Annotated in this window: 16 protein-coding genes; 8 read left to right on the top strand and 8 right to left on the bottom strand. The window is 68.0% G+C overall.

What is annotated here, in order from left to right; all coding sequences use genetic code 11:
• Nucleotides 1–21: 21 nt before the first annotated feature.
• Both ACFY5D_RS19465 and ACFY5D_RS19460 read right to left on the bottom strand, forming a co-directional pair.
• Nucleotides 22–1794 carry an ABC transporter ATP-binding protein gene (locus tag ACFY5D_RS19465; protein ID WP_387533763.1) on the bottom strand — a complete coding sequence of 591 codons (1773 nt, stop codon included), beginning with the start codon at nucleotides 1792–1794 and terminating at the stop codon, nucleotides 22–24.
• Nucleotides 1791–3503 (bottom strand): ATP-binding cassette domain-containing protein, encoded by a 1713-nt coding sequence (locus ACFY5D_RS19460; RefSeq protein WP_387533761.1) that lies wholly within the window; start codon nucleotides 3501–3503, stop codon nucleotides 1791–1793. Before ACFY5D_RS19460 ends, ACFY5D_RS19465 begins: the two co-directional genes overlap by 4 nt.
• 108 nt (nucleotides 3504–3611) lie before the next feature.
• On the opposite strand from ACFY5D_RS19460, the gene ACFY5D_RS19455 reads away from it, so the two are divergent.
• The gene (locus ACFY5D_RS19455; protein WP_387533757.1) at nucleotides 3612–4595 is read left to right on the top strand and encodes a diaminopimelate dehydrogenase; all 984 of its coding nucleotides are present in this window, start codon (nucleotides 3612–3614) and stop codon (nucleotides 4593–4595) included.
• Here ACFY5D_RS19455 and ACFY5D_RS19450 read toward each other — a convergent pair.
• Together ACFY5D_RS19450 and ACFY5D_RS19445 are read right to left on the bottom strand one after the other, a co-directional pair.
• A complete protein-coding gene (locus ACFY5D_RS19450) occupies nucleotides 4592–5161 on the bottom strand; it encodes an antibiotic biosynthesis monooxygenase (protein ID WP_387533755.1) in 570 nt (189 codons plus the stop codon). The genes ACFY5D_RS19455 and ACFY5D_RS19450 overlap by 4 nt on opposite strands.
• Before the next feature lie 26 nt (nucleotides 5162–5187).
• Nucleotides 5188–6336: a helix-turn-helix domain-containing protein gene (locus tag ACFY5D_RS19445; RefSeq protein WP_387533753.1), complete on the bottom strand. Its 1149-nt coding sequence runs from the start codon at nucleotides 6334–6336 to the stop codon at nucleotides 5188–5190.
• 195 nt (nucleotides 6337–6531) lie between these two features.
• Here ACFY5D_RS19445 and ACFY5D_RS19440 point away from each other — a divergent pair, with 195 nt between their 5' ends.
• The 6 genes from ACFY5D_RS19440 to ACFY5D_RS19415 all read left to right on the top strand — a co-directional run bounded on the left by ACFY5D_RS19440 (nucleotide 6532) and on the right by ACFY5D_RS19415 (nucleotide 13862).
• Complete coding sequence (locus ACFY5D_RS19440; protein WP_387533751.1) at nucleotides 6532–7854, top strand: MFS transporter; 1323 nt, start codon at nucleotides 6532–6534, stop codon at nucleotides 7852–7854.
• Nucleotides 7855–7956: 102 nt separating this feature from the next.
• Nucleotides 7957–9612, top strand: a complete 1656-nt coding sequence (locus ACFY5D_RS19435) for a thiamine pyrophosphate-dependent enzyme (RefSeq protein ID WP_387533749.1) — start codon at nucleotides 7957–7959, stop codon at nucleotides 9610–9612.
• Nucleotides 9609–11276, top strand: coding sequence for an amidohydrolase (locus tag ACFY5D_RS19430; protein WP_387533747.1), 1668 nt, complete (start codon nucleotides 9609–9611; stop codon nucleotides 11274–11276). Before ACFY5D_RS19435 ends, ACFY5D_RS19430 begins: the two co-directional genes overlap by 4 nt.
• A 36-nt stretch (nucleotides 11277–11312) precedes the next feature.
• On the top strand, nucleotides 11313–12611 hold the full coding sequence (locus tag ACFY5D_RS19425; protein WP_387533746.1) for a M20 family metallo-hydrolase: 1299 nt from the start codon (nucleotides 11313–11315) through the stop codon (nucleotides 12609–12611).
• Nucleotides 12612–12621: 10 nt separating this feature from the next.
• The gene (locus ACFY5D_RS19420) at nucleotides 12622–13104 is read left to right on the top strand and encodes a DUF664 domain-containing protein (RefSeq protein WP_387533744.1); all 483 of its coding nucleotides are present in this window, start codon (nucleotides 12622–12624) and stop codon (nucleotides 13102–13104) included.
• Entirely contained in the window at nucleotides 13101–13862 is a 762-nt protein-coding gene (locus ACFY5D_RS19415) for a methyltransferase domain-containing protein (protein WP_387533742.1), read from the top strand. The genes ACFY5D_RS19420 and ACFY5D_RS19415 overlap by 4 nt, the downstream gene beginning before the upstream one ends.
• 34 nt (nucleotides 13863–13896) lie before the next feature.
• Here the strand turns inward: ACFY5D_RS19415 and ACFY5D_RS19410 are convergent, their stop codons facing one another.
• A complete protein-coding gene (locus tag ACFY5D_RS19410; protein WP_387533740.1) occupies nucleotides 13897–15315 on the bottom strand; it encodes an HNH endonuclease in 1419 nt (472 codons plus the stop codon).
• Nucleotides 15316–15430: 115 nt separating this feature from the next.
• The gene (locus tag ACFY5D_RS19405) at nucleotides 15431–16285 is read right to left on the bottom strand and encodes an SDR family oxidoreductase (RefSeq protein ID WP_387533738.1); all 855 of its coding nucleotides are present in this window, start codon (nucleotides 16283–16285) and stop codon (nucleotides 15431–15433) included.
• A gap of 144 nt (nucleotides 16286–16429) precedes the next feature.
• Here ACFY5D_RS19405 and ACFY5D_RS19400 point away from each other — a divergent pair, with 144 nt between their 5' ends.
• Nucleotides 16430–17668 (top strand): low temperature requirement protein A, encoded by a 1239-nt coding sequence (locus ACFY5D_RS19400; protein WP_387533736.1) that lies wholly within the window; start codon nucleotides 16430–16432, stop codon nucleotides 17666–17668.
• 9 nt (nucleotides 17669–17677) lie between these two features.
• Here ACFY5D_RS19400 and ACFY5D_RS19395 read toward each other — a convergent pair whose 3' ends face one another.
• A complete protein-coding gene (locus ACFY5D_RS19395) occupies nucleotides 17678–18364 on the bottom strand; it encodes an N-acetylmannosamine-6-phosphate 2-epimerase (protein WP_387533734.1) in 687 nt (228 codons plus the stop codon).
• Entirely contained in the window at nucleotides 18355–19344 is a 990-nt protein-coding gene (locus ACFY5D_RS19390; protein WP_387533732.1) for an ROK family protein, read from the bottom strand. Before ACFY5D_RS19390 ends, ACFY5D_RS19395 begins: the two co-directional genes overlap by 10 nt.
• Nucleotides 19345–19350: the final 6 nt, after the last annotated feature.

The raw sequence follows: 19350 nt of genomic DNA, 5'->3' as shown, positions 1-19350 counted from the left end.
GGCGGGGCACTGCCGTTTGCCCTACTCCCCGAGCGACTCGCGTTCGCGGCGCAACAGCGCGGCAAAGCGCCCGTGTTCGCGCCGCGCCAGCTCGGCCGGGGCACCGGATTCGACCAGCCGCCCGCCGTCCAGCACCGCGATTTGATCGACCCACAGGACGGTGCGCATGCGGTGCGCAATGACCACCACGGTGCGGCCCTCGGCCGCCAGCTGCCGCACGGAGTCCATCACCAGCGACTCGGTGTGCACGTCCAGCGCGCTGGTCGCCTCGTCGAGCACCAGCACCCGCGCGTCCTTCACGAAGGCCCTGGCCAGGGCGATCCGCTGGGCCTGTCCGCCGGAAACCCTGCCGCCGCGCTCGCCCAGGGGCGCGTCCAGCCCCTTCGGCTGGGCCGCCAGCCACTCCCCCAGCCCAGCCCGTTGGCAGGCGATGCGCAGTTCGTCGTCGCCGGCCCGGGGATTGGCGACCAGCAGGTTGGAACGCAGCGTGCCGCGCATGAGGTGCTCGCGCTGGGAGACCATGGCGATCGCCCCGCGGACGTCCTTGAGCGCCGCGTCGCGCACGTCGCGTTGCCCCAGCAAGACGGTTCCCGTTCCCGGGTCCAGTGCGCGCACCAGCAGGGCCGCAAGCGTCGACTTGCCCGAGCCCGACCCGCCCACCACGGCCAGCGACCCTCCCGCGGGAACCGACAGGTCCAGCGACTCCAGCACGGCCACCGGGCCGGATTCGCCCTCCAGTACCAGGCCGGCGTCCCGCACCTCCAGGTCCAGCGGGCCGTCGGGCAGCGCCACCGGGTGCTCCGGGTCGGCCACGGCCGGGGCCCGGTGCACCAGCGCATGCAGCCGCTCGGCGGAGGCGAAGGAATCCTGAAGCCCGGACACAAAGCCGTCGACCTCAAGCACCGGCCCGAACGCCGGAACGGCGACCAGCAGCAGGCACAGGAATTCGACCAGGCCCAGGCTCCCGCCCGCCACCTGGCCCAACCCGGCCAGACACAACAGGACCGCGGTCCCCCACGGCAGGACGGCCTTCAGGCCCGCCCGCCAGGATGCGGCCGCGGCTCCGCGGGCCAGCGCCGCGCCCAGCGCGGCATCCAGTTCCGCGAGCTCTGCCGCCCGCGGCCGTTCGTGGCCGAAGGCGACGATGGTCCCGGCGGCCCGCACGGACTCGCTCACGTGCTGGGCAATGCGGGCGCGGGCCGCGGTCGCCTCCCGCGCCGCCGCGCGCGTGGTTCGCAGCCCCAGCAGGGGCACAACCAGGCCGGTGAGCAGCAACCCCGCGGCAAGGATCCCGGCGAGCGCCGGACCGGCAAGGATTCCCGCCGAGACGACGACGGCCACCGGGACCACCAGGGCGGCGAGCAGCGGCGGGATCGTGTGGGCGAAGAAGACCTCCACCCTGTCGATGTCGCGGGTGGCGCGGGTGAGCATGTCGCCGCTGGCCCGGGTGCGCGCGTTGAACGGCGCCTGCGGGGCGAGCGCCGCATAGAGCTCGTTGCGCAGCAGCGCCAACGCCTTGAACGCGACCTTGTGTCCGAAGTACTGCTCGCCGTAGCGCAGCGCGCCCTTCAGCAGCGAGAGGCCCGCCAGCCAGGCCGCCACCGGCCAGAGCGACGGCGGCTGCCCGCCGGAAAGCACCGCCTGGGCACCCTGCCCCAGGGCGAAGCCCGCCACCAGGTAGAGCGCAAGGTTGCTGAGTTTGTGGGCGATGCCCAACGCGCCGGCCAGGCCCAGCGGGCCCAGCACGCCGCGGCAGGTGCGCAGCAGCCAGATGACCAAGTGCCTGTGTTTCATGCGTCCCCCCGCGGGTTCGAATCGGTTCCGGCGCGGGAGGCGGCAAGCGCGGCGGCCAGGTAGCCGCCGGCGGCAAGCACCTGATCCAGCGGACCAGCCTCGACGACCCGCCCGTGCTCCAGCACCGCGACCCTGTCGCAGCCGGAGAGCAGCCCCAGCCGGTGCGTGACGGTGATGGTGGTCTTCTCCCCCGTGGCCGACGCGAGGGTCTCCAACACCCGGGCCTCGGTGTCGGGGTCCAGGTCGGAGGTCGGCTCGTCGATGATCAGCACGGGCCTTGCGGCCAGCAGCGCGCGGGCCAGGCCCAGCCGCTGGGCCTGGCCGCCGGAGAGCCCGTGGCCGGCCTCCCCCACCGGGGTCTCGAGCCCCAGCGCCTCCAGGCCCACCCGACCCAAAACCTTGCGCAGTTCCCCGTCGGTGGCGTCCGGCCGTCCCACGCGCAGGTTGTGGGCCACGGTGCCGCCCAGCAACCCGGCGCCCTGGTCAAGCACCGCGCTTGCGGCCCGCAGCTGCAGCGGGCCAAGCGTGTTTCCGGAACCGTCATGCACCGCCCCGTGGGCGGGCGTCAGCTGTCCCTGCAGCACCCGGACCAGCGTCGTCTTTCCCGACCCGGAAGCACCGATCACCGCGGTGTGGGAGCCCGCCGGGAATTGGAGCGACACCCCCTGCAGCACGGGCCGCCCGCCGTAGCCGGCGCTGAGGTTCTCGACGGCCAGCCCTCCGGCATGACCCGGGGCCTCCCCCTCGCCCGGCGCGACCTCGGTCGCAATCCCCGGATCGGTGTCCAGCAGCCCGGTGATTTCCCTTTCCGCGGCCCGGCCGGTCATGCCGATGTAGAAGAAGCCGCCGACGAACGCGACGGGCTGGAGCATCAGGGTGCTCAGCAGGACCATGGCCACCGCCTGGCCGGGGCTGATGTGCCCGCCGCCCATCCGCCAGCCCGCAAGCACCACGGAACCGGTGATCAGCCCCAGCGCGAACGTCGCATCGATGACCAGCAGCACCAGCTGGTTGCCGGCCAGCAGCTTCATGACCTGCCTGCGCACCCGTTCGGAGGCTGCGGCGATCCTGGCTCCCGCGGCGCCCTCGGCGTTGTTCAGCCGCAGCATCCCCAGCCCGTTGAGCGTGTCCATGAAGGAGGCGGCAAGCATGCCCTGGCTGCGCCGGTAGTTGGCGCTGGAGGTCCTGTAGAGCTTCTGGAATCCGGTCACGAGCAGCGGGATCACCGGCAGGGCGGCGGCCAGCAGCAATGCCGCCACCGGGTCGATGAACACCCCGATGGCCAGCACCACCAGGATCGGGGCGAGCACCGCGGCCAGCGCCGGGGCGCTGAACCCCGCCCTGAAACGTGCGCGCTTCTCCACCGCATCGGTGGCCAGCGAGACCAGCTCCCCGCCGGCGCGGGCCCCGGTGTAGCCCTGTCCCAGCGTGAAGTACTTCAGCAGCACCGCTTGGCGGTCGCCGGCTTCCTGGGCCGCGGTGGCCCGGGCAACGAGCCGCGGGGTCGCCACGGCCGCGGCACCTGCCACCAGCAGGGCCGCAACCGCCGCGGCAACCCAGGCGTCGGGAACTCCCGCACCGCCGGCCAGGTACCCGTCGATGGCAACACCCAGCAGCAGCGCAAGCGCCGACAACGCGGCGGTGCCGAGCACGGCACACAGGACGATCACCGGTAGCGCGCGGGCCGCCGGATTCTTTTTCGCAGACACCCGATCCATCCTAGGCAACGGCACCGCAATATGCCCGATCCGTCTAGGTGGTGCACCGGCCCAGGGGCTACGGTGAACAGGGTCTTTACGTTAGAAACGAGGAAGTTCGTGGGAGCACCAATCCGCATCGGCATCGCAGGCTACGGAAACCTTGGACGCGGCGTGCAAGCCGCTGTCGCCAAGAACCCGGACATGGAACTCGCGGGCGTCTACACCCGCCGGGATCCGTCCACCGTCGACTTGAACAGCCCCGCCCCCGTCTTCCACATGGATGACCTGGCCAAGCACACCGGGGACATCGACGTGCTGATCCTCTGCGGCGGCTCCAAGTCCGACCTCCCGGAGCAGGGCCCGGCACTCGCCGCCCTGTTCAACACCGTGGACAGCTTCGACACCCATGCGATGATCCCCAGGCACTTCGCCGCCGTCGACGCACCGGCCACCGCCGCGGGCAAGACCGCGCTGATCTCCGCCGGCTGGGACCCGGGCATGTTCTCCATCAACCGCGTCTTCGGCGAGGCGTTGCTTCCCGACGGCGAAACCTACACCTTCTGGGGCCGCGGCCTGAGCCAGGGCCACTCGGACGCGATCCGCCGCGTGCCGGGTGTCGCCGGCGGCGTGCAGTACACGATCGCCAGCACCGAGGCCATCGACCGCGTTCGTTCCGGCGAGCGCCCGGAATTGACCACCCGCGAGAGGCACGTGCGCGAATGCTTCGTGGTCCTTGAGGACGGCGCCAATGCCGATGCCGTCCGCGAGGCCATCGTGACGATGGAGCACTATTTCGACCAGTACGACACCACGGTGAACTTCATCGACGCCGCCACCCTGGCCGCCGAGCACACGGCGATGCCGCACGGCGGATTCGTCTTCCGCAGCGGCAACACCACCGACAAGCATGCCCAGGTCATCGAGTACTCGTTGTCCCTGCAGTCCAACCCGGAGTTCACCGCCAGCGTGCTGGTTGCCTACGCCCGTGCCGTGCACCGCATGAACGCCGCCGGCCAGGTGGGCGCGAAGACCGTGTTCGACGTGGCGCCGGGCCTGCTGTCCCCGAAGTCCCCGGAACAGCTGCGCGCCGAGCTGCTCTAGGAACGTCGCCGGGGTCGTTGCAGCCACGGCCGCAGCAGCCGCGTGGTGGCCGGCAGGAAGATGTAGGTCATCAGCGGGGTGAGGATGCAGATGTTCAGCAGCACGGCGAAGACCAGCGGCCAGTCCTTCAGCATCGGCACCAGCAGGAAGTTGGACAGCAGGCTCAGCGGGAAGAAGGGCAGGAAGATGCTGACGGCCTGTTTCCAGCGCGGCGGCACCACGGTCTCGGGGATCGTGACGTTCCGCTCCCCGGGTGGCTCGAACCACCCCTCGATCCCCGTGCGGTGCTCGACCCGGGTGGTCTCCACCAGTTCCGCGGCGCTGTCCATCCACCAGCGGCGCTCGTCGGATTCGTCCCAGGCACGCAGTGACTTCGCGTCGGCAAAGCGGTAGAGCACGTGCCACTCGTTGGAGTCGGGCGCGGTGCGGATCCACCCGGATCCGAGGTAGCCGTTCCATTCGCGGGCCAGTTCCTGGCCGGCCTGCACCCAGGCATTGAAACGACGGTGGTGTTCGGGAAGCACCGTTCTGGTGATGGAAACGGTGATGGGTTCAGCTTGTGGCATTCCTACAATGTAGACCCGCGGGGCGGCTACGACCACCCGACCACCAGGCGCGCGGCCTGCTCGGGAATCGTGGGGTCCACGCCGGTCAGCTGCGCGAAGCGCTTGAGCCTGTTCATCAGCGTGTTCCGATGGCAGAACAGCTCCTCGGCGGCCGCGGAAATGCTGCCCGTGCGGAGGTAGGCGCGCGCCGACTCGCCCAGGCGCCGGCGCTCGGTGATCCCGCAATTGGCCAGCGCCCGCTCCACCTCCTCAAGTCCGGGCGCGCCCGCGGCCGCGAGTTCCAGCCTGGCCATGCGCGCCCAGCCGCGCGTCCACGTCATGGCCCCGTGTTCGCCCGGCTCCAGCAACTGCGCCAGGGACCTGGCCACCAACGAAGCCCGCGGAATGGCGCCCAGCGTGCGGGGGTCGGTGATCATGCCGCAGCTGGTGTTTTCCAGCCGGGCCCCCAGCCGCTGGCATTCCGATCCGGCGCGTGCGTCGAATGGGTAGAAGGCGATCAGCGCGTCGGAGAGCGAATGCGTGTACACGCCGGCGGAGGCGCGCTCGGTGGCAAGCGCCAGGCGCAGGGCCGGGATCTGCTCCCCCATCGCGGCAACCACCACGTACTCGGTCTGCAGCGACTGGCCCAGTTCCGCGGCGATGCGTTCGAGGGTTTCCTCCGCAAGGTCCTTTTCGCTGAACAGCGTGGCCAGGTACCCCTGGCGCATGCTTGCGGCCTCGGCCTGGATGCGGGCCAGCTCGGCGACATAGGCCTGCTGGGTTTCACCCGCATACCCGTCCACGACTTCCCAGACGCGTGCCGTGTGGCCCACCAGCAGCAACGCGTCCTGCGGTCCGGCGATGGAGGTGATGGCCGACCAGATGATCGAGAAGTCGAGCCTGATGGCCGTCATGAGCGCCTCGATCGGCACCCCTGCGCGCGCCCGGGAGACCCCGACGTCCATGGCGATGGCCTTGCGGGCGCGCAGGAAGTCCGGTGCGTCGTCGGTGTCCTTCATGGCCCTGATCAACGCCTCGAAGGAGGCCCGTCCGGTGCGCCTGATTTCGCTCAGCGGCAACGGCGCCTTTGCATAGATGGGGATGCCGGTCACCCGGGCGATGAATTCGTCGGTCAATTCCCCGACGTCCAGCTTTTCCAGCAGGTCAGCCCACCGTCGTGCATCATCGAATTGCACGTTTTGCGCGCTCTTTTGGAAACGTGGCGTTAACATCACCCCATAATATGTGCATTTGCACCGTTTGTGGCGTGGAACTCGTTGGAAAACGTGTGCCCGGACACGTCCCTTCCTTGGCAAGATGATGGTTGTCCCCAAGTACCGGCGGCAATGCGTGAGCAATTCCCGCCCTTGAGATCAGGCAGAAAAAATCCCATGACCCACACTGCAACATTCGAAGCAGGCGCCACACGGCAGATCTCCGACAAGGAGGCCACCAAGGTCGCCGTCGGCGCCCTCATCGGCACCGCCATGGAATGGTACGACTTCTTCCTCTTCAGCGCCGCCGCGGCCCTGGTGTTCAACGTCCAGTTCTTCGCAAGCCAGAATGCGACAGCGGCAGCGATGGCAGCCTTCGCCACGTTCGGCGTGGGACTCGTGGCCCGCCCGATCGGCGGAATGATCTTCGGCGTGATGGGTGACAAGATCGGGCGCCGCAAGACGCTCATGGTCACCATCGTCGGCATCGGCATCATCACCGGCCTGATCGGCCTGCTGCCGACCTACGCCGCCATTGGGATCGCCGCCCCGATCCTGCTGGTGTTCCTCCGCATCGCCCAGGGCTTGTTCGTCGGTGGCGAGTGGTCGGGCGCCATGACCATCGTCGTGGAAAACGCCCCGCTGCACCGTCGCGCCCGTTACGCGGCCCTGCCGCAGATCGGCTCGCCGATCGGCACCATCCTCTCCTCCGGCGGCTTCTTCCTGATGACGGTGTTCTTCTCCAAGGAAAGCTTCGACGCCTGGGGCTGGCGCATCCCGTTCCTGGCAGCCATCCCGATGCTGCTGGTTGCCCTGTACATCCGCAGCCGCCTCGACGAGTCCCCGGTCTTCAAGGAACTCATGGAAAAGGGCGAGACCGAAAAGGCCCCGATCCGCACCACGCTGAAGGAATCCTGGAAGCAGATCATCATCGGCATGGCCGCGGGCATGCTCGGCATCGGCGGCTTCTACCTCGTCACCGCGTTTGTGGTCTGGTACGGCGTCAACGTGCTGGAATACGAGCGTTCGCTCATGCTGCTGGGCGGCATCATCGCCGCGGTCGTTGAAATCCCCGTGCTGATCCTCGGCGGCCGCCTCGGCGAGCGCTTCGGTTCATCCAAGGTCATCACCTACGGCGGCATCTTCTCCGCCATCATCGCGTGGCCGTCCTTCATGCTCATCGAATCCGGCGTCGACGTGCTGGTGATCCTCGGCATGACCCTTGCCGTCGCCGCGCTGTCCCTGCCCTACGCCGCCTCCGGCACCGTGCTCACCGGGCTGTTCCCGGCCAAGACCCGCTACACCGGCGTGGGCTTCGCACAGAACACCGCCGGCATGATCTCCGGGTTCATCCCGCTGGCCGCCACCGCGCTGGTTGCATCAGCGTCCAACCACTGGTGGCCGGCCGCCGCGATGCTGATCTTCCTCTCGCTGTTCACCGCGGTTGCCGGCGTCATCGCCCCGAAGCTCAGCGTCGACCTTCCCGGCTTCAAGCACTAACGATCTTCCGGTGTGCCCCGCGGGAACCCCCCAAGTCCTGCGGGGCACACCGGGCCCCTCACTCTTCTTTTTACGCTCCACCACAAAGGACCACGACCGCTCATGTCACTGTCAGCCGGCCACCTCATCGTCAAAACCCTCGAAGCCCACGGCGTGGAGCGCATCTACGCGGTGCCGGGTGAAAGCTACCTCGATGTGCTCGACGGTCTCCACGACTCCACGATCAACACGGTCGTCACCCGTCACGAGGGCGGTGCCGGCTTCATGGCCCTCGCCGAGGGCCGGCTCGGCGAAACCCCCGGCATCGCCATGGTCACCCGCGGCCCCGGTGCCGCGAACGCCATGATCGCGATCCACACCGCGTGGCAGGACGCCACCGCGATGGTGCTCTTCGTCGGGCTGATCCCGCTGGCCGACCGCGGCCGCGACTCCTTCCAGGAGTTCAGCCTGGAGGGCTGGTTCTCCACCACCGCCAAGGCCGTGTTTGTGCTCGACGACGAGCACCAGGCCGGCGACGTGGTGGCGCGGGCCATGCGCCTGGCCGCCACCGGACGCCCCGGACCCGTCGTCGTTGGCCTGCCCGAGGACGTCCTGGTCCGCCTGACGGCCTCCCCCGTCCCCTCGGTGCTGCCGCTTCCCGATGCCGCACCAAGCGCCGCAGGCCTCGAGTCGTTGTCCGGCATGCTGCGCGATGCCGCGCGGCCGGCGATCATCGTGGGCGGGGATGGCTGGGACACGGCGACCTCGGCCGCGCTTGCCGAGTTTGCCGCGGCCGCCAACGTGCCCGTGCTGGCCGACTGGCGCGCCTACGACGCGATCGACCACGATGCACCCGCCTACGCCGGATGGCTGGGCTACGGCCGCGCCGAACGCACGGTGCAGGCGCTGAACGATGCCGACCTGCTGGTCTTCATCGGCTGCACCCGCGGCGACGTGCTCTCCGAGGGCTACAAGGCGGCGCTGGACACCCCGACGATCGTGGTTTCCCCCGACGCCGAGCTGACCGGCCATGCCGGGCGCATCGACGCGCACCTGGGCATCGGCCCCGCCCAGTTCGTCGCGGCCCTTCCCGCCGGCGACCAGGTCCGCGGCACCCGAAGCGCCGCGTGGATGGACAGGCTGCGCCAAGAGCAGCTGGACTTCACGCTCCCCGGTTCCGACGGCGGCACCGGCGTCGACCTGGGGCTGGCGTTCGAATCCCTCGAGGCGGCCCTGGACGCCGACCGCATCATCACCTACGGCGCGGGCAACGCCACGCTCTGGGGCCACCGCTACCTCAGCCACCACGGCCCGAAGTCCCTGGCCGGACCGCGCAACGGCGCCATGGGCCTTTCCGTTCCGGCCGCCGTGGCGGCAAGCATCATGCACCCGGGCCGCCACGTGGTGGCGATCTGCGGGGACGGTGACTTCTTCATGAACGCCCAGGAGCTTGCGGTCTCCTTTGCCCACGGCGGCACCCCGCTGGTCATCGTGGTGGACAACGGCATCTACGGCACCATCGTCGACCACCAGCGCCGGCACTACCCGCAGCGCCCCTCCGGCACCTCGATGAGCAACCCCGACTTCGCGAAGTGGATCGAGTCCTTCGGCGGACACGGCGAATTCGTCGCCGCCACCGAGGAGTTCGCCCCGGCCCTTGAGCGGGCGCTTGCCAGCGGGCTGCCGGCCGTGCTGCACCTGAAGACCGATCCCGCCACCATGGGCCCGGGCACCGTGGCACACAGCACCGTTGCACACCGTGCGGAGGCCAACGCATGAGGCTCGATGCGATCGTCCGCGCCGGCACCATCCTGACCATGGACGAGGCGCGCCCTGTTGCCCGCGAGATGGGCATCATCGGCGGGCGGATCGTCGGCTTCGACGAGGAACTCGCCGGCTGCACCGCCGACCGCACCGAGGACTTCGGCGATGCGGCCATCACCCCGGGCTTCATTGACGCCCACTGCCACACCACCTGGTGGGGGCTGGGTCTGGCGGCGCTGGACCTCTCCCCCGCACGCGGGCTGGAAGAACTCTATGCCCTGCTCGAATCCGAGATGCTGCGGTTGGAGGACCGGCCCGGCGTGTGGCTCAACGGCACCGGGTTCAACCACAAGCACCACGACGGCCGGTTCCCCGACATCAAGCGGCTCGACGAGATCACCGGGGACCGCCCGCTGTACCTGCGCCATGTCTCCGGGCACGCCTCGATCACCAACACCGCCACGCTGCGCCTGGCCGGCGCCCTGGCCGGGGACTTCGCCAACCCCGTGGGCGGCGCCGTGGTCCGCGACGCGAACGGCAACCCGACCGGCCTGGTCGAGGAATCGGCGCAGGGACTCATCCAGAAGCTGCTGCTGCCGTACTCGGTGGAGCAGATCGTCGGAGCGCTCGACGCGGCAACCGCACGCTACGCGGCCGAGGGCATCACCTCCTTCACCGAGGCCGGGGTGGGCGGCGGTTGGATCGGCCACTCCCCCGTCGAAATCACCGCCTACCAGGAGGCCCTGGACACCGGCCGCCTGCACGCCCGCGCCCAGCTCATGCCGGCCCTTGACGCCCTGGCAGAGCAGTCCTCGCACGCCTCCGACGCCCACGGCACGGGAGGCGGCCGCGGCCTGGACCTCGGCATCCGGGCGGGGTTCGGCAACGAACACCTGTCGCTGGGTCCCGTCAAGGTCTTCATGGACGGATCGCTGCTGGGTGCCACCGCCGCGGTCACGGAGGACTACTGCGGGCACCAGCACAACACCGGCTACCTGCTCGACACCCCGGAGCAGTACCTCGAACGGGTCTCCGCCGCCTACCGCTCCGGCTGGCCGGTGGCCCTGCACGCCATCGGCGATGCGGCCATCGACCTGGCGATCGAGATCATCTCCGGCCTGCAGGAACGCCACGGCCCCAACGCGCTGCCCAACCGCATCGAGCACTTCGGCATCGCCCGCCCGGACCAGGTGGCGGCGGTGGCCAGGCACGGCATCGCGGTGACCCCGCAGGCTTCCTTCATCGGCCCGCTGGGCGACCAGTTCGCCCAGCTCGTCGGGCCCGAACGCGAGGGCTGGCTGTACCGCGGCAAGTCCCTCCTCGAGGCGGGCGTCCTGGCCGCGGGCAGCTCCGACCTGCCGGTGGCCGACAACAACGTCCGCCGCGCCATGGCCTCGGCGGTCGACCGCCGCACCGAAAAGGGGCACGTGCTCGGCGGGACCGCCGAATGCCTCTCCCCGCTTGAGGCCCTGCGCCTCTACACGGTCAACGCGGCCAGGGCCACCGGCCAGTTCGACGACCGCGGGAGCCTGTGCCGCGGCAAGCTTGCCGACTTCGTGGTGCTCTCCGAGTCCCCGCTGGAAACGGAGAACATCGCCGACCTGCGCATCATCGGGACCTTCGTCGGCGGAAAGCAGAGCTACTCGTCGCTGACCGCCGATGCCCCGGCCGTCGCCTAACCACACCCCCTCGTTCCACCGATCCCAGGAGTTCCAATGACTTCACACAACGCATCGTTCCTTGCCGACTTCGCCTCGATGAGCAGCAACGGCGCCACCGCGGGTGGCGGCGTCGACCGCCAGGCCGCAACCGTTGCCGACGGCCAGAACCGGAACTGGTTCCGCGGCCTGGTCGAGGGCCACGGTTTCACCGTCCGCTACGACCGGGTCGGCAACCAGTACTCGATGCTCGAGCTGTCCCCGGGCGCCCCGTGGATCGCGGTCGGGTCCCACCTGGACTCGCAGCCGCTGGGCGGACGCTTCGACGGGGCCTACGGCGTGCTCGCGGGCGCCCACGCAGCCAAGCGCGTGCAGGAGATGCTGGCCGCGGCCGGAAGCGAATCCTCCGCGAAGTTCAACATCGTCGTCATCAACTGGTTCAACGAGGAAGGCTGCCGGTTCAAGCCCTCCATGATGGGCAGTTCCGTCTACACCGGCAAGCTTTCAGCGGCCCAGGTCTTGGAAACCACCGATCCCGACGGCGTTTCGGTCCGCGAGGCCCTGGAATCCATCGGCACCATCGGCGATTTCGAGCTGCCTGTCTCCGCCTACGTGGAGATCCACATCGAGCAGGGGCGCTCCCTCGAGGACCGCGGCCTGACCATCGGCCTTGTCGAATCGACGTGGGGCGCAAACAAGTACGAGTTCGTGGTGCACGGCGACCAGGCCCACACCGGCGCCACTGTCATCGCCGACCGCCAGGACGCCCTGCTGGGTGCCTCGGCCCTGGTGGTCGCCGCCCGCGAAATCGCGTTGGAGCACTCGACCGAGGAACACATGGTCATAACCTCGTGCGGCGAATTCAACGTGTTCCCGAATTCTCCGGTGGTCGTGGCCAGCCGCGTGAACCTGCTCGTGGATGTCCGCTCCACGGACCCGGACGTGTTGGCGGCGGCCGACGCCGACCTGCATGCACGGGTGGCCAAGATCGAGAAGATGGCCAATGTCAGGATCGAGCGCGGCGCCGAGCACATTTGGGGCGCCAAGGCCTATGACCAGGCGGGCCTGAAGCTGGCCGCGGAATCAGCCGAGAGCCTGGGCTTGAGCCATGGCGTGGTGCGCACGCTGGCCGGGCACGATTCGACGAACATGAAGGACCTTGTTCCCACCATCATGCTGTTCGTCCCCAGCGTCGAGGGCATCAGCCACAACGAACGCGAGCTGACCAGCGACGACGACATGGTCGCCGGCGTGGACCTGCTCAGCGAGGTTCTCTTGCGCGTGGTGCGTGGCGAGTTCATTTCCGAGGTCGAGGGGTTCGCTAGTCTTGACCTCGATGCAACCGTTTCGAGGTAAGGACACGTCAATGCCGCAGTCTGTTCCCAGTGACCATCTGCTCCTTGAATTTTCGTTGCTGAAGTTCGACGGGATGACCCGGATCGTTGCGGCATTGGGCGATGAACTTGCCACGCGGGCCCCGGCCCTGCCGGGGGCCAACACCCCCTACGGCATCCTCAACCACTGCCTCGGGATGATGCGCCGCTGGAGCAGCACGGTGAATCGCGGGATCGAGATTCACCGCGATCGTGACGCGGAATTCACGCAAGTTGGTCCGGTGGCCGAACTCCTGGCCCGGGCCGCTGGCGTCCGCGAGGAATTCATGACCGATGTCCTCTCGGTGGATCCGGCGGCCGCACCGGTTTTTGTGCCAGAGGGCCGTGAGGCTTTCTGGGCGGCAACCACGAATGGCGTGCTGCTCCATGTGTTCGAGGAACTCTGCCAGCATCTGGGGCAGCTCGAGATCACCCGGGACATACTTATCGCCAACGCGGAAAATCACCAGCCATGAGTCGCACCTTTGAGGAGCTTGTCTCCGAGGCCGCAAATGCACCCATCGATGGGTGGGACTTTTCGTGGTTTGAGGGTCGAGCCACCGAAGAACGCCCGTCGTGGGGATACTCCCGGCTCCTGGCCGAACGTCTTCCCGTTGTTTCCGCCGCGCTGGATCTGCAGACCGGCGGCGGCGAGGTCATCGCCGGCATTCCCACCCATCCGCCGCTCATGGTGGTGACCGAGGGCTGGGAACCCAACATTGCCAAGGCCACCGCGTTGCTCCACCCCCGGGGCGTTGCAGTCGTTTCGGATTCGCCGGAACCTCCGCTCCCCTTCGGTGATGCCGCCTTCGACCTGGTCACCAGCCGCCATCCCGTGGAGGTTTACTGGGAGGAAATTTCCCGTGTGCTTCGTCCCGGCGGGAGCTACCTGGCGCAGCATGTGGGCCCGCACAGCGTCTTTGAAATCGTTGAATACTTCCTGGGTGAACAGCCCGAGGAAGTACGGCTAAGCCGCCACCCGGACTTCGATGTCGAGGCCGCGGAGGATGCCGGACTTGAAATCACCGATCTGCGGCTCGAAGAACTGCGTCTTGAATTCCAAGACATCGGTGCGGTGGTCTATTTCCTGCGGATGGTCGTTTGGATGGTTCCGGGCTTCACTGTCGAGGCGCACCTCCCGCGGCTCCGTGAGATGCACGATCTCATCGTTTCGGAGGGGCCGTTCGTGGCGCACTCCACGCGTTTCCTTATCGAGGCCCGCAAGCCTCAATAGGTGGCATTCCCGTTGCCTCCATCGGTCGCTCCTTTTACCGTCGATTGTGCGGCGAGGCGGGGCGGACGTTGTATTGGTTGGTTCCAGGCAGGGGCAACGCCGTTGATTCATATGTGTGGCCGCTGAACGTTGTGACTCGTTTGGTGTGCCGTGGGCCCGGAATTGTCTCTTCTTTCCAGCCCGGACATTCCTTGGTCTGGTTGCAGAAAACACAGGATCCGCCCGAGTTTTCGACCGAGGTAGGCCCTCCCCGGGCGGCTTGAACCACGTGGTCCAGATGTCTGATCGGACTATCGCAAAACGGCGACCTGCAGAACTGGTCGCGAATGTTGATGAATTTCTTCAGCCCGCCGGTAAAGAGTCGTTGCGCCGAATCCATCGCAATGAGGTCACCGGTTCCCGGCGCCGTATAAAGGCGCCGCAGCCAGAGCTCCAACTCGTTGGGGTTCTCTTCGCTGCCTTTGATGAGCATGCGGGCCTTCTGTGCGGAGATGATTCCATAGCCTTGCAGGAGCGCCGGCTCGGAGTGTCCTTGAAAGAGCGTCCGATCTGTCATGACCAACCCCAGCTGGATGGGAATCGCAGTGGGACTGTCCAAACCGGTCAAACGCTCTAGAAGCGAATCAACTGCCAAATGCTGACGAGATCGATCGTCGCCTTGTACTTTTGCGCTGGAAACCAGGCTCTCAAGTACTTGGGAGATCAACACCCCGTATTCGGTGGGTAGGATCCCGGTGATTTTCATTCGGTGGCGGTCGATGGGGAAAATACTGATGTAGCGTTCCTTCGCGGCATTGGCTTCAAGGTCGACTTCTTTTTCCGACCCGTACGCCAGCGCCCATTCCCGGACCATGGCTGCAAGCTTCTTGCCCCCGAGCCCGAAGCATTGATGGCCCTCGGAGAAGAGCCGAATGTCGATTTCTCCGCGTTGTTCCGGGGTAAGTCCGCGCGTTTCCTTGACGACAATGAAGGCTTCCGCCTCGGTGATCACTCCGCGATGCAAGGCATCGTAGGAAAAGACCAAGTCATCGGTGAGAACATGGCAAAAGTCCAGGTATTGGGCTCCGGTGCGTGGCGGTTGGTGACGGGCAAAAGCGATCTCCGGCCCCACTCCCCAACTTGGATTGAGCGCACGTTCTCCTTTGGCTGCACGGCGTTCGGCAACTTCATCGTCGTAAACGCAAGTGGTCTTTGCCTGAAGTGCGCAGGCGCTGGACTTGAGTTCCTCCAGCGCGGCGATGCTTTCGACCCGTTCATAGGACGCCGTGGAAATGCGCGTGTGGTCCAAGGCTGCCGAGATGGCCCGCAATCCGTCGATGCCCTCGGCGTTCAGCGCCTGCTGGAGGAAGAGCCGCAAGTCGATGCCCTGTTCGGCCAGATACTCATAGGTCAGGTCTTCAGGACCGGTTTCCGAACCGCCCCCAAGACCACCCGTTTCTGACCTCGTTGTCATACCTAAATTATAGAAAATAGTACCGACGGTTTGGTCGTTGGATCATCAATCAACGAACAGATCTTCGACAATTGGTCTGGTCATCCAGGAGTCCCCGTTTGTCAGCAAGACCGGATCAAGAGACCGTGGAACGCAGTAGATCTCGCAGTCCCATCGGCGCTTGGCCGGTAATGGACTCGATGTCACCGCTCACCGGTTCGAGCGCGCCCGACGCGATTGCGGTGTAGGTGGAAACCCAGGCATCGACCTGCCAGTCCGGTGCCTGGTAAGCGGCGCGCGACGCGTAGGCCTCATCCAGGGTTTCGTCCACGAAGTTCACCTCGCGACGGCCCACCTCACTGAGAATCCCGGCGATTTCAGGGAAGGACAGCGCCTCGGGGCCCGTCAGGTCGTAGCTCCGGCCGGCGTGCCTGCTCGGTTCCTGCAGGATGACTGCGGTGGTTCGGGCAACATCCGTGCGGGCAACGATCGAGCACCGGCCCTTGCCTGCCGGTCCCCGTATTGCACCGTCCTCACCGACCATGGCGCCCATGAAGTCGGCGTAGAAGTTGTCCCGCAGAAACGTCCATGCCATCCCGGAGGACTTGAGGTATTCCTCGGTGGCGTAGTGGTCGCGGGCCAGGGTGAAGACCGCATCGGGCGCCGCTGCCATGAACGACGTGTACACCACGTGTTTTACCCCCGAGGCCACCGCCGCATCGATGAATGCGCGGTGCTGGTCCAGGCGATCCGCGCTCTCCGATGCGGACACCATGAACAGGGTGCCGATCCCGGAGAGGGCGTCGCGTGTTCGGGCGGTGTTCTCGTAGGATGCCGCCGCCACCGTGGCCCCGGCCAGATGCGGTGCCTTGCTTGGAGTGCGCAGCAGCAGGCGTTGTTCGATGCCCAGCTTGGACAACGTGCTTGCCACGATCCCGCCAAGGACGCCGCTGGAACCCGTCACGCCGAGTGTGCGCAGTGCTTCGTTCATGAACCCATTGCATCATCGACGCACATGCGAAGTACAGCAAGCGGAACTTCCATGGAGCGATGCCTGCTTGTTTCGACAGTGGCGGGAAATGGCGCATCATGGGGAACAGGAACGACATCTGAGGCATGGGAGGGAGCGACATCCATGAGCGACAATCCGCTGCGGCACGCCATGGCACGCATGGGAGGCAGGGACCCCCACGAGCAAAACCGCGTGTCCACGCCGCTGGAGTTGTTCTTCGACCTGACGTTCGCCATTGCCTTCGGCGTCGCCGCGAACCTGTTTGCCGAAAGCCTGGCCAAGGGCCATGTGGGAACGGGTGTCGTCAGCTTCTGCTTTGCCATGTTCGCCGTCATCTGGGCATGGATCAACTTCAGTTGGTTCGCCAGCGCCTACGACACCGACGACTGGGTGTTCCGTCTGGTGACAATGGTCCAGATGGCGGGCGTGCTGATTCTGGCCATGGGACTGGAACCCATGTTTGCCTCCATCCAGCAGGGCATCCACGTCGACAACCGGGTGATGGTGCTCGGATACGTGGTGATGCGCGTGCCGCTGATATTCCAGTGGCTGCGGGCCGCCAAGCAGGATCCGCAGCGCCGCTCGACGTGCCTCGGCTATGCGCGGTACCTCGCGGTGGCACAGGTCGGCTGGATCGTCGTGATCCTGGTGGACACCGGCGTCTGGGAGATGTTCCTGATGGCCGCCCCGCTGTTCATCCTTGAAATGGCGACACCGGTGATCGCCGAACGGAAGTCCCGGACCCCCTGGCATGCGCACCACATTGCCGAACGCTACAGTCTGTTGGCCATCATCGCGCTGGGCGAGTGTTTGGTCGGCACCGTCACGGCCCTGCGGGCAGTGGTGTCCGGCAGCGGCTGGAGCCTGGACACCGTGGTGGTGGGGCTGGCGGGCACCGGGCTGGCTTTCGCCATGTGGTGGCTTTACTTCATGGTCCCGGCCGGAACCGCGTTGCATGCCCGGCGTGAGCGATCGTTCGTGTTCGGCTACGCCCACATGCTGCTCTTCGCGTCGATCACCGCCACCGGCGTCGGGCTGCGCGTCTACGCGTTTTACCTGGAGGGGAAGACCGTGATCGGCGAGGCGGGGGTGGTGGCCTCGGTGGCCGTACCGGTGGCGGTGTTCGCGCTGGTGCTGACGTTCCTGCACGCCTACATGGTGGCCGTGGACCCGTTGCAGCTGTGGCTCGCCGCGGCGCTGCTGGTGTGCAGCGCCGCGGCGATCGTCCTGGCCATTGCCGGGCTGCCGCTGACCCTGTGCCTGGCGCTGATCCTGGCGACGCCGGCGGCGGCCATCATCCTCGACGAGCTGGTCGGCCACCGCAATCGGGCGGCGGCGCTGAACCGGCTGACCGGGAAGTGAACCGGTACGCTACGCCCGCATGGCCGAGTCGAACCAGCCGGTGATGCTGGCCGGGTGCGTGATGGCCGTGCCGACGACCACCGCGAACGCGCCGGCGTCAAGCGCCGCGCGGGCCTGGGCCGGGGTGTGGATGCGGCCCTCGGCGATCAGCGGCACCTCCAGCCCCGCCGCGGCGATGGCCTCCAGCAGGTCCAGGTCCGGGCCCTCGGTCTTGGGCCGCTCCCCGCTGTAGCCGGCCAGCGTGGTGCCGATCAGGTCCGCGCCCGCCTCCACGGCGTTCAGCGCGTCGGCCAGCGAGCCGCAGTCGGCCATGACCAGCGCGTGCGACTGCTCGTGCACCATGTCGATGGTCTGCTTCAGGGTGAGCTTGTCCGGGCGCTCCCGGCGGGTGCCGTCCAGGGCGACGATGTGTGCCCCGGCGTTGGCGACGGCCAGCGCGTGGCGCGCGGTCGGGGTGATGAAGACGCCGTCGTGCCCGTCCTTCCAGAGCCCGATCACGGGCACCTCCACCGCGCTGCGGGTGAACTGCACGTCGGCGATGCCCTGGACACGCACCGCAGCGGCCCCGCCGATGACGGCGGAGGCCGCGACCTGCGCCATCGTGGTTGGCGTGCGCATGGGCTCGCCCGGGTAGGCCTGGGCGGAGACGATCAGGCGCCCGCGCAGGGCCTCGAGTTCGCTGGGGGTCAAGAGCATGTCCGGTCCTTCGGGGTAAGCGGCGCCAGGAAGAGCCCTGCCGCGCCGATGAGTGCTGCGTCGTTGCCGAGGGCCGCCGGAACCAGTTCCAGCTGCTGCAACGGGTCGATCGCCTCGGCGGCGAACCCCTCCCGCACGGCGTCCCACCAGAGGTCCCCGGCGCCGGACATCCCGCCCGACAGCACGATCAGCTCCGGGTCGAGGATGTTCGCCAGCGAGCCGGCCGCGATGCCCGCGGCGAGCCCGCCGGTGCGCAGCGTCTGGACGGCCAGCAGGTCCCCCGCACGGGCGAGGGCTGTCAGCTCGCGGGTGTCCGCGACGTAGGGGTCCCCGCCCAGGCGCAGGTAGTTGCGGTGGATGGCCGGCCCCGCGGCGATGGCCTCCAGGTGGCCGGTGCGCCCGCAGGAGCAGCGGACGCCGGTGGCCAGCGGGGAGGCGAAATGCCCCATGTGCCCGCCGACGTGGTGCGCGCCGGTCTGCGGAACCCCGCCGAGCAGGTGCGAGCCGCCGATGCCGGTGCCGACGGCCAGCAGCAGGGCGTTGGCCCTGCCGGCGGCGGCGCCGCACCAGGCCTCGCCGAGCCCGTGCGCGTGCACGTCGTTGACGGCGCGCACGTCCAGCCCGGTGCGGGCCAGCAGGCCCGCGGCCAGGTCGGTGCCCGCCCAGTGCGCGATGGTGTCGGTGGCCGAGAGCACGCGCGCGTTGCCGTTGTCGATGACCCCGGCGGCTCCCATGCCCAGGCCGCGGATCCGCAGGCCGGCGGCTTCCGGTCCGGCAAGCAGTGTCTCCACGAGCCCGGCGACGGCATCCAGCACCGCCTCGGCGCCCTCCGTGGCGGGGGTCGGTGCGGAGGCGGAGGCCAGGACCGTGCCGGCGGCGTCGATGAGGCCCGCGGCGATCTTGGTGCCGCCCAGATCGATGCCGAACGCGGCGATGCGCCCCGATTCCTCGGGACGCATCTGTGCTGTTGCTTGATCCATCGGGGT

It is taken from the genome of Paeniglutamicibacter sp. NPDC012692, from assembly GCF_042901625.1.
Taxonomy (GTDB): domain Bacteria; phylum Actinomycetota; class Actinomycetes; order Actinomycetales; family Micrococcaceae; genus Paeniglutamicibacter.
This window is presented reverse-complemented; position numbering and strand designations above follow the sequence as displayed.

Coding starts and splice junctions, on each gene's coding strand:
- ACFY5D_RS19395 (WP_387533734.1), bottom strand. CDS start 18,364: ATGCTCTTGACCCCCAGCGAACTCGAGGCCCTGCGCGGGCGCCTGATC.
- ACFY5D_RS19405 (WP_387533738.1), bottom strand. CDS start 16,285: ATGAACGAAGCACTGCGCACACTCGGCGTGACGGGTTCCAGCGGCGTC.
- ACFY5D_RS19430 (WP_387533747.1), top strand. CDS start 9,609: ATGAGGCTCGATGCGATCGTCCGCGCCGGCACCATCCTGACCATGGAC.
- ACFY5D_RS19465 (WP_387533763.1), bottom strand. CDS start 1,794: ATGAAACACAGGCACTTGGTCATCTGGCTGCTGCGCACCTGCCGCGGC.
- ACFY5D_RS19450 (WP_387533755.1), bottom strand. CDS start 5,161: ATGCCACAAGCTGAACCCATCACCGTTTCCATCACCAGAACGGTGCTT.
- ACFY5D_RS19415 (WP_387533742.1), top strand. CDS start 13,101: ATGAGTCGCACCTTTGAGGAGCTTGTCTCCGAGGCCGCAAATGCACCC.
- ACFY5D_RS19410 (WP_387533740.1), bottom strand. CDS start 15,315: ATGACAACGAGGTCAGAAACGGGTGGTCTTGGGGGCGGTTCGGAAACC.
- ACFY5D_RS19400 (WP_387533736.1), top strand. CDS start 16,430: ATGAGCGACAATCCGCTGCGGCACGCCATGGCACGCATGGGAGGCAGG.
- ACFY5D_RS19420 (WP_387533744.1), top strand. CDS start 12,622: ATGCCGCAGTCTGTTCCCAGTGACCATCTGCTCCTTGAATTTTCGTTG.
- ACFY5D_RS19440 (WP_387533751.1), top strand. CDS start 6,532: ATGACCCACACTGCAACATTCGAAGCAGGCGCCACACGGCAGATCTCC.
- ACFY5D_RS19435 (WP_387533749.1), top strand. CDS start 7,957: ATGTCACTGTCAGCCGGCCACCTCATCGTCAAAACCCTCGAAGCCCAC.
- ACFY5D_RS19390 (WP_387533732.1), bottom strand. CDS start 19,344: ATGGATCAAGCAACAGCACAGATGCGTCCCGAGGAATCGGGGCGCATC.
- ACFY5D_RS19425 (WP_387533746.1), top strand. CDS start 11,313: ATGACTTCACACAACGCATCGTTCCTTGCCGACTTCGCCTCGATGAGC.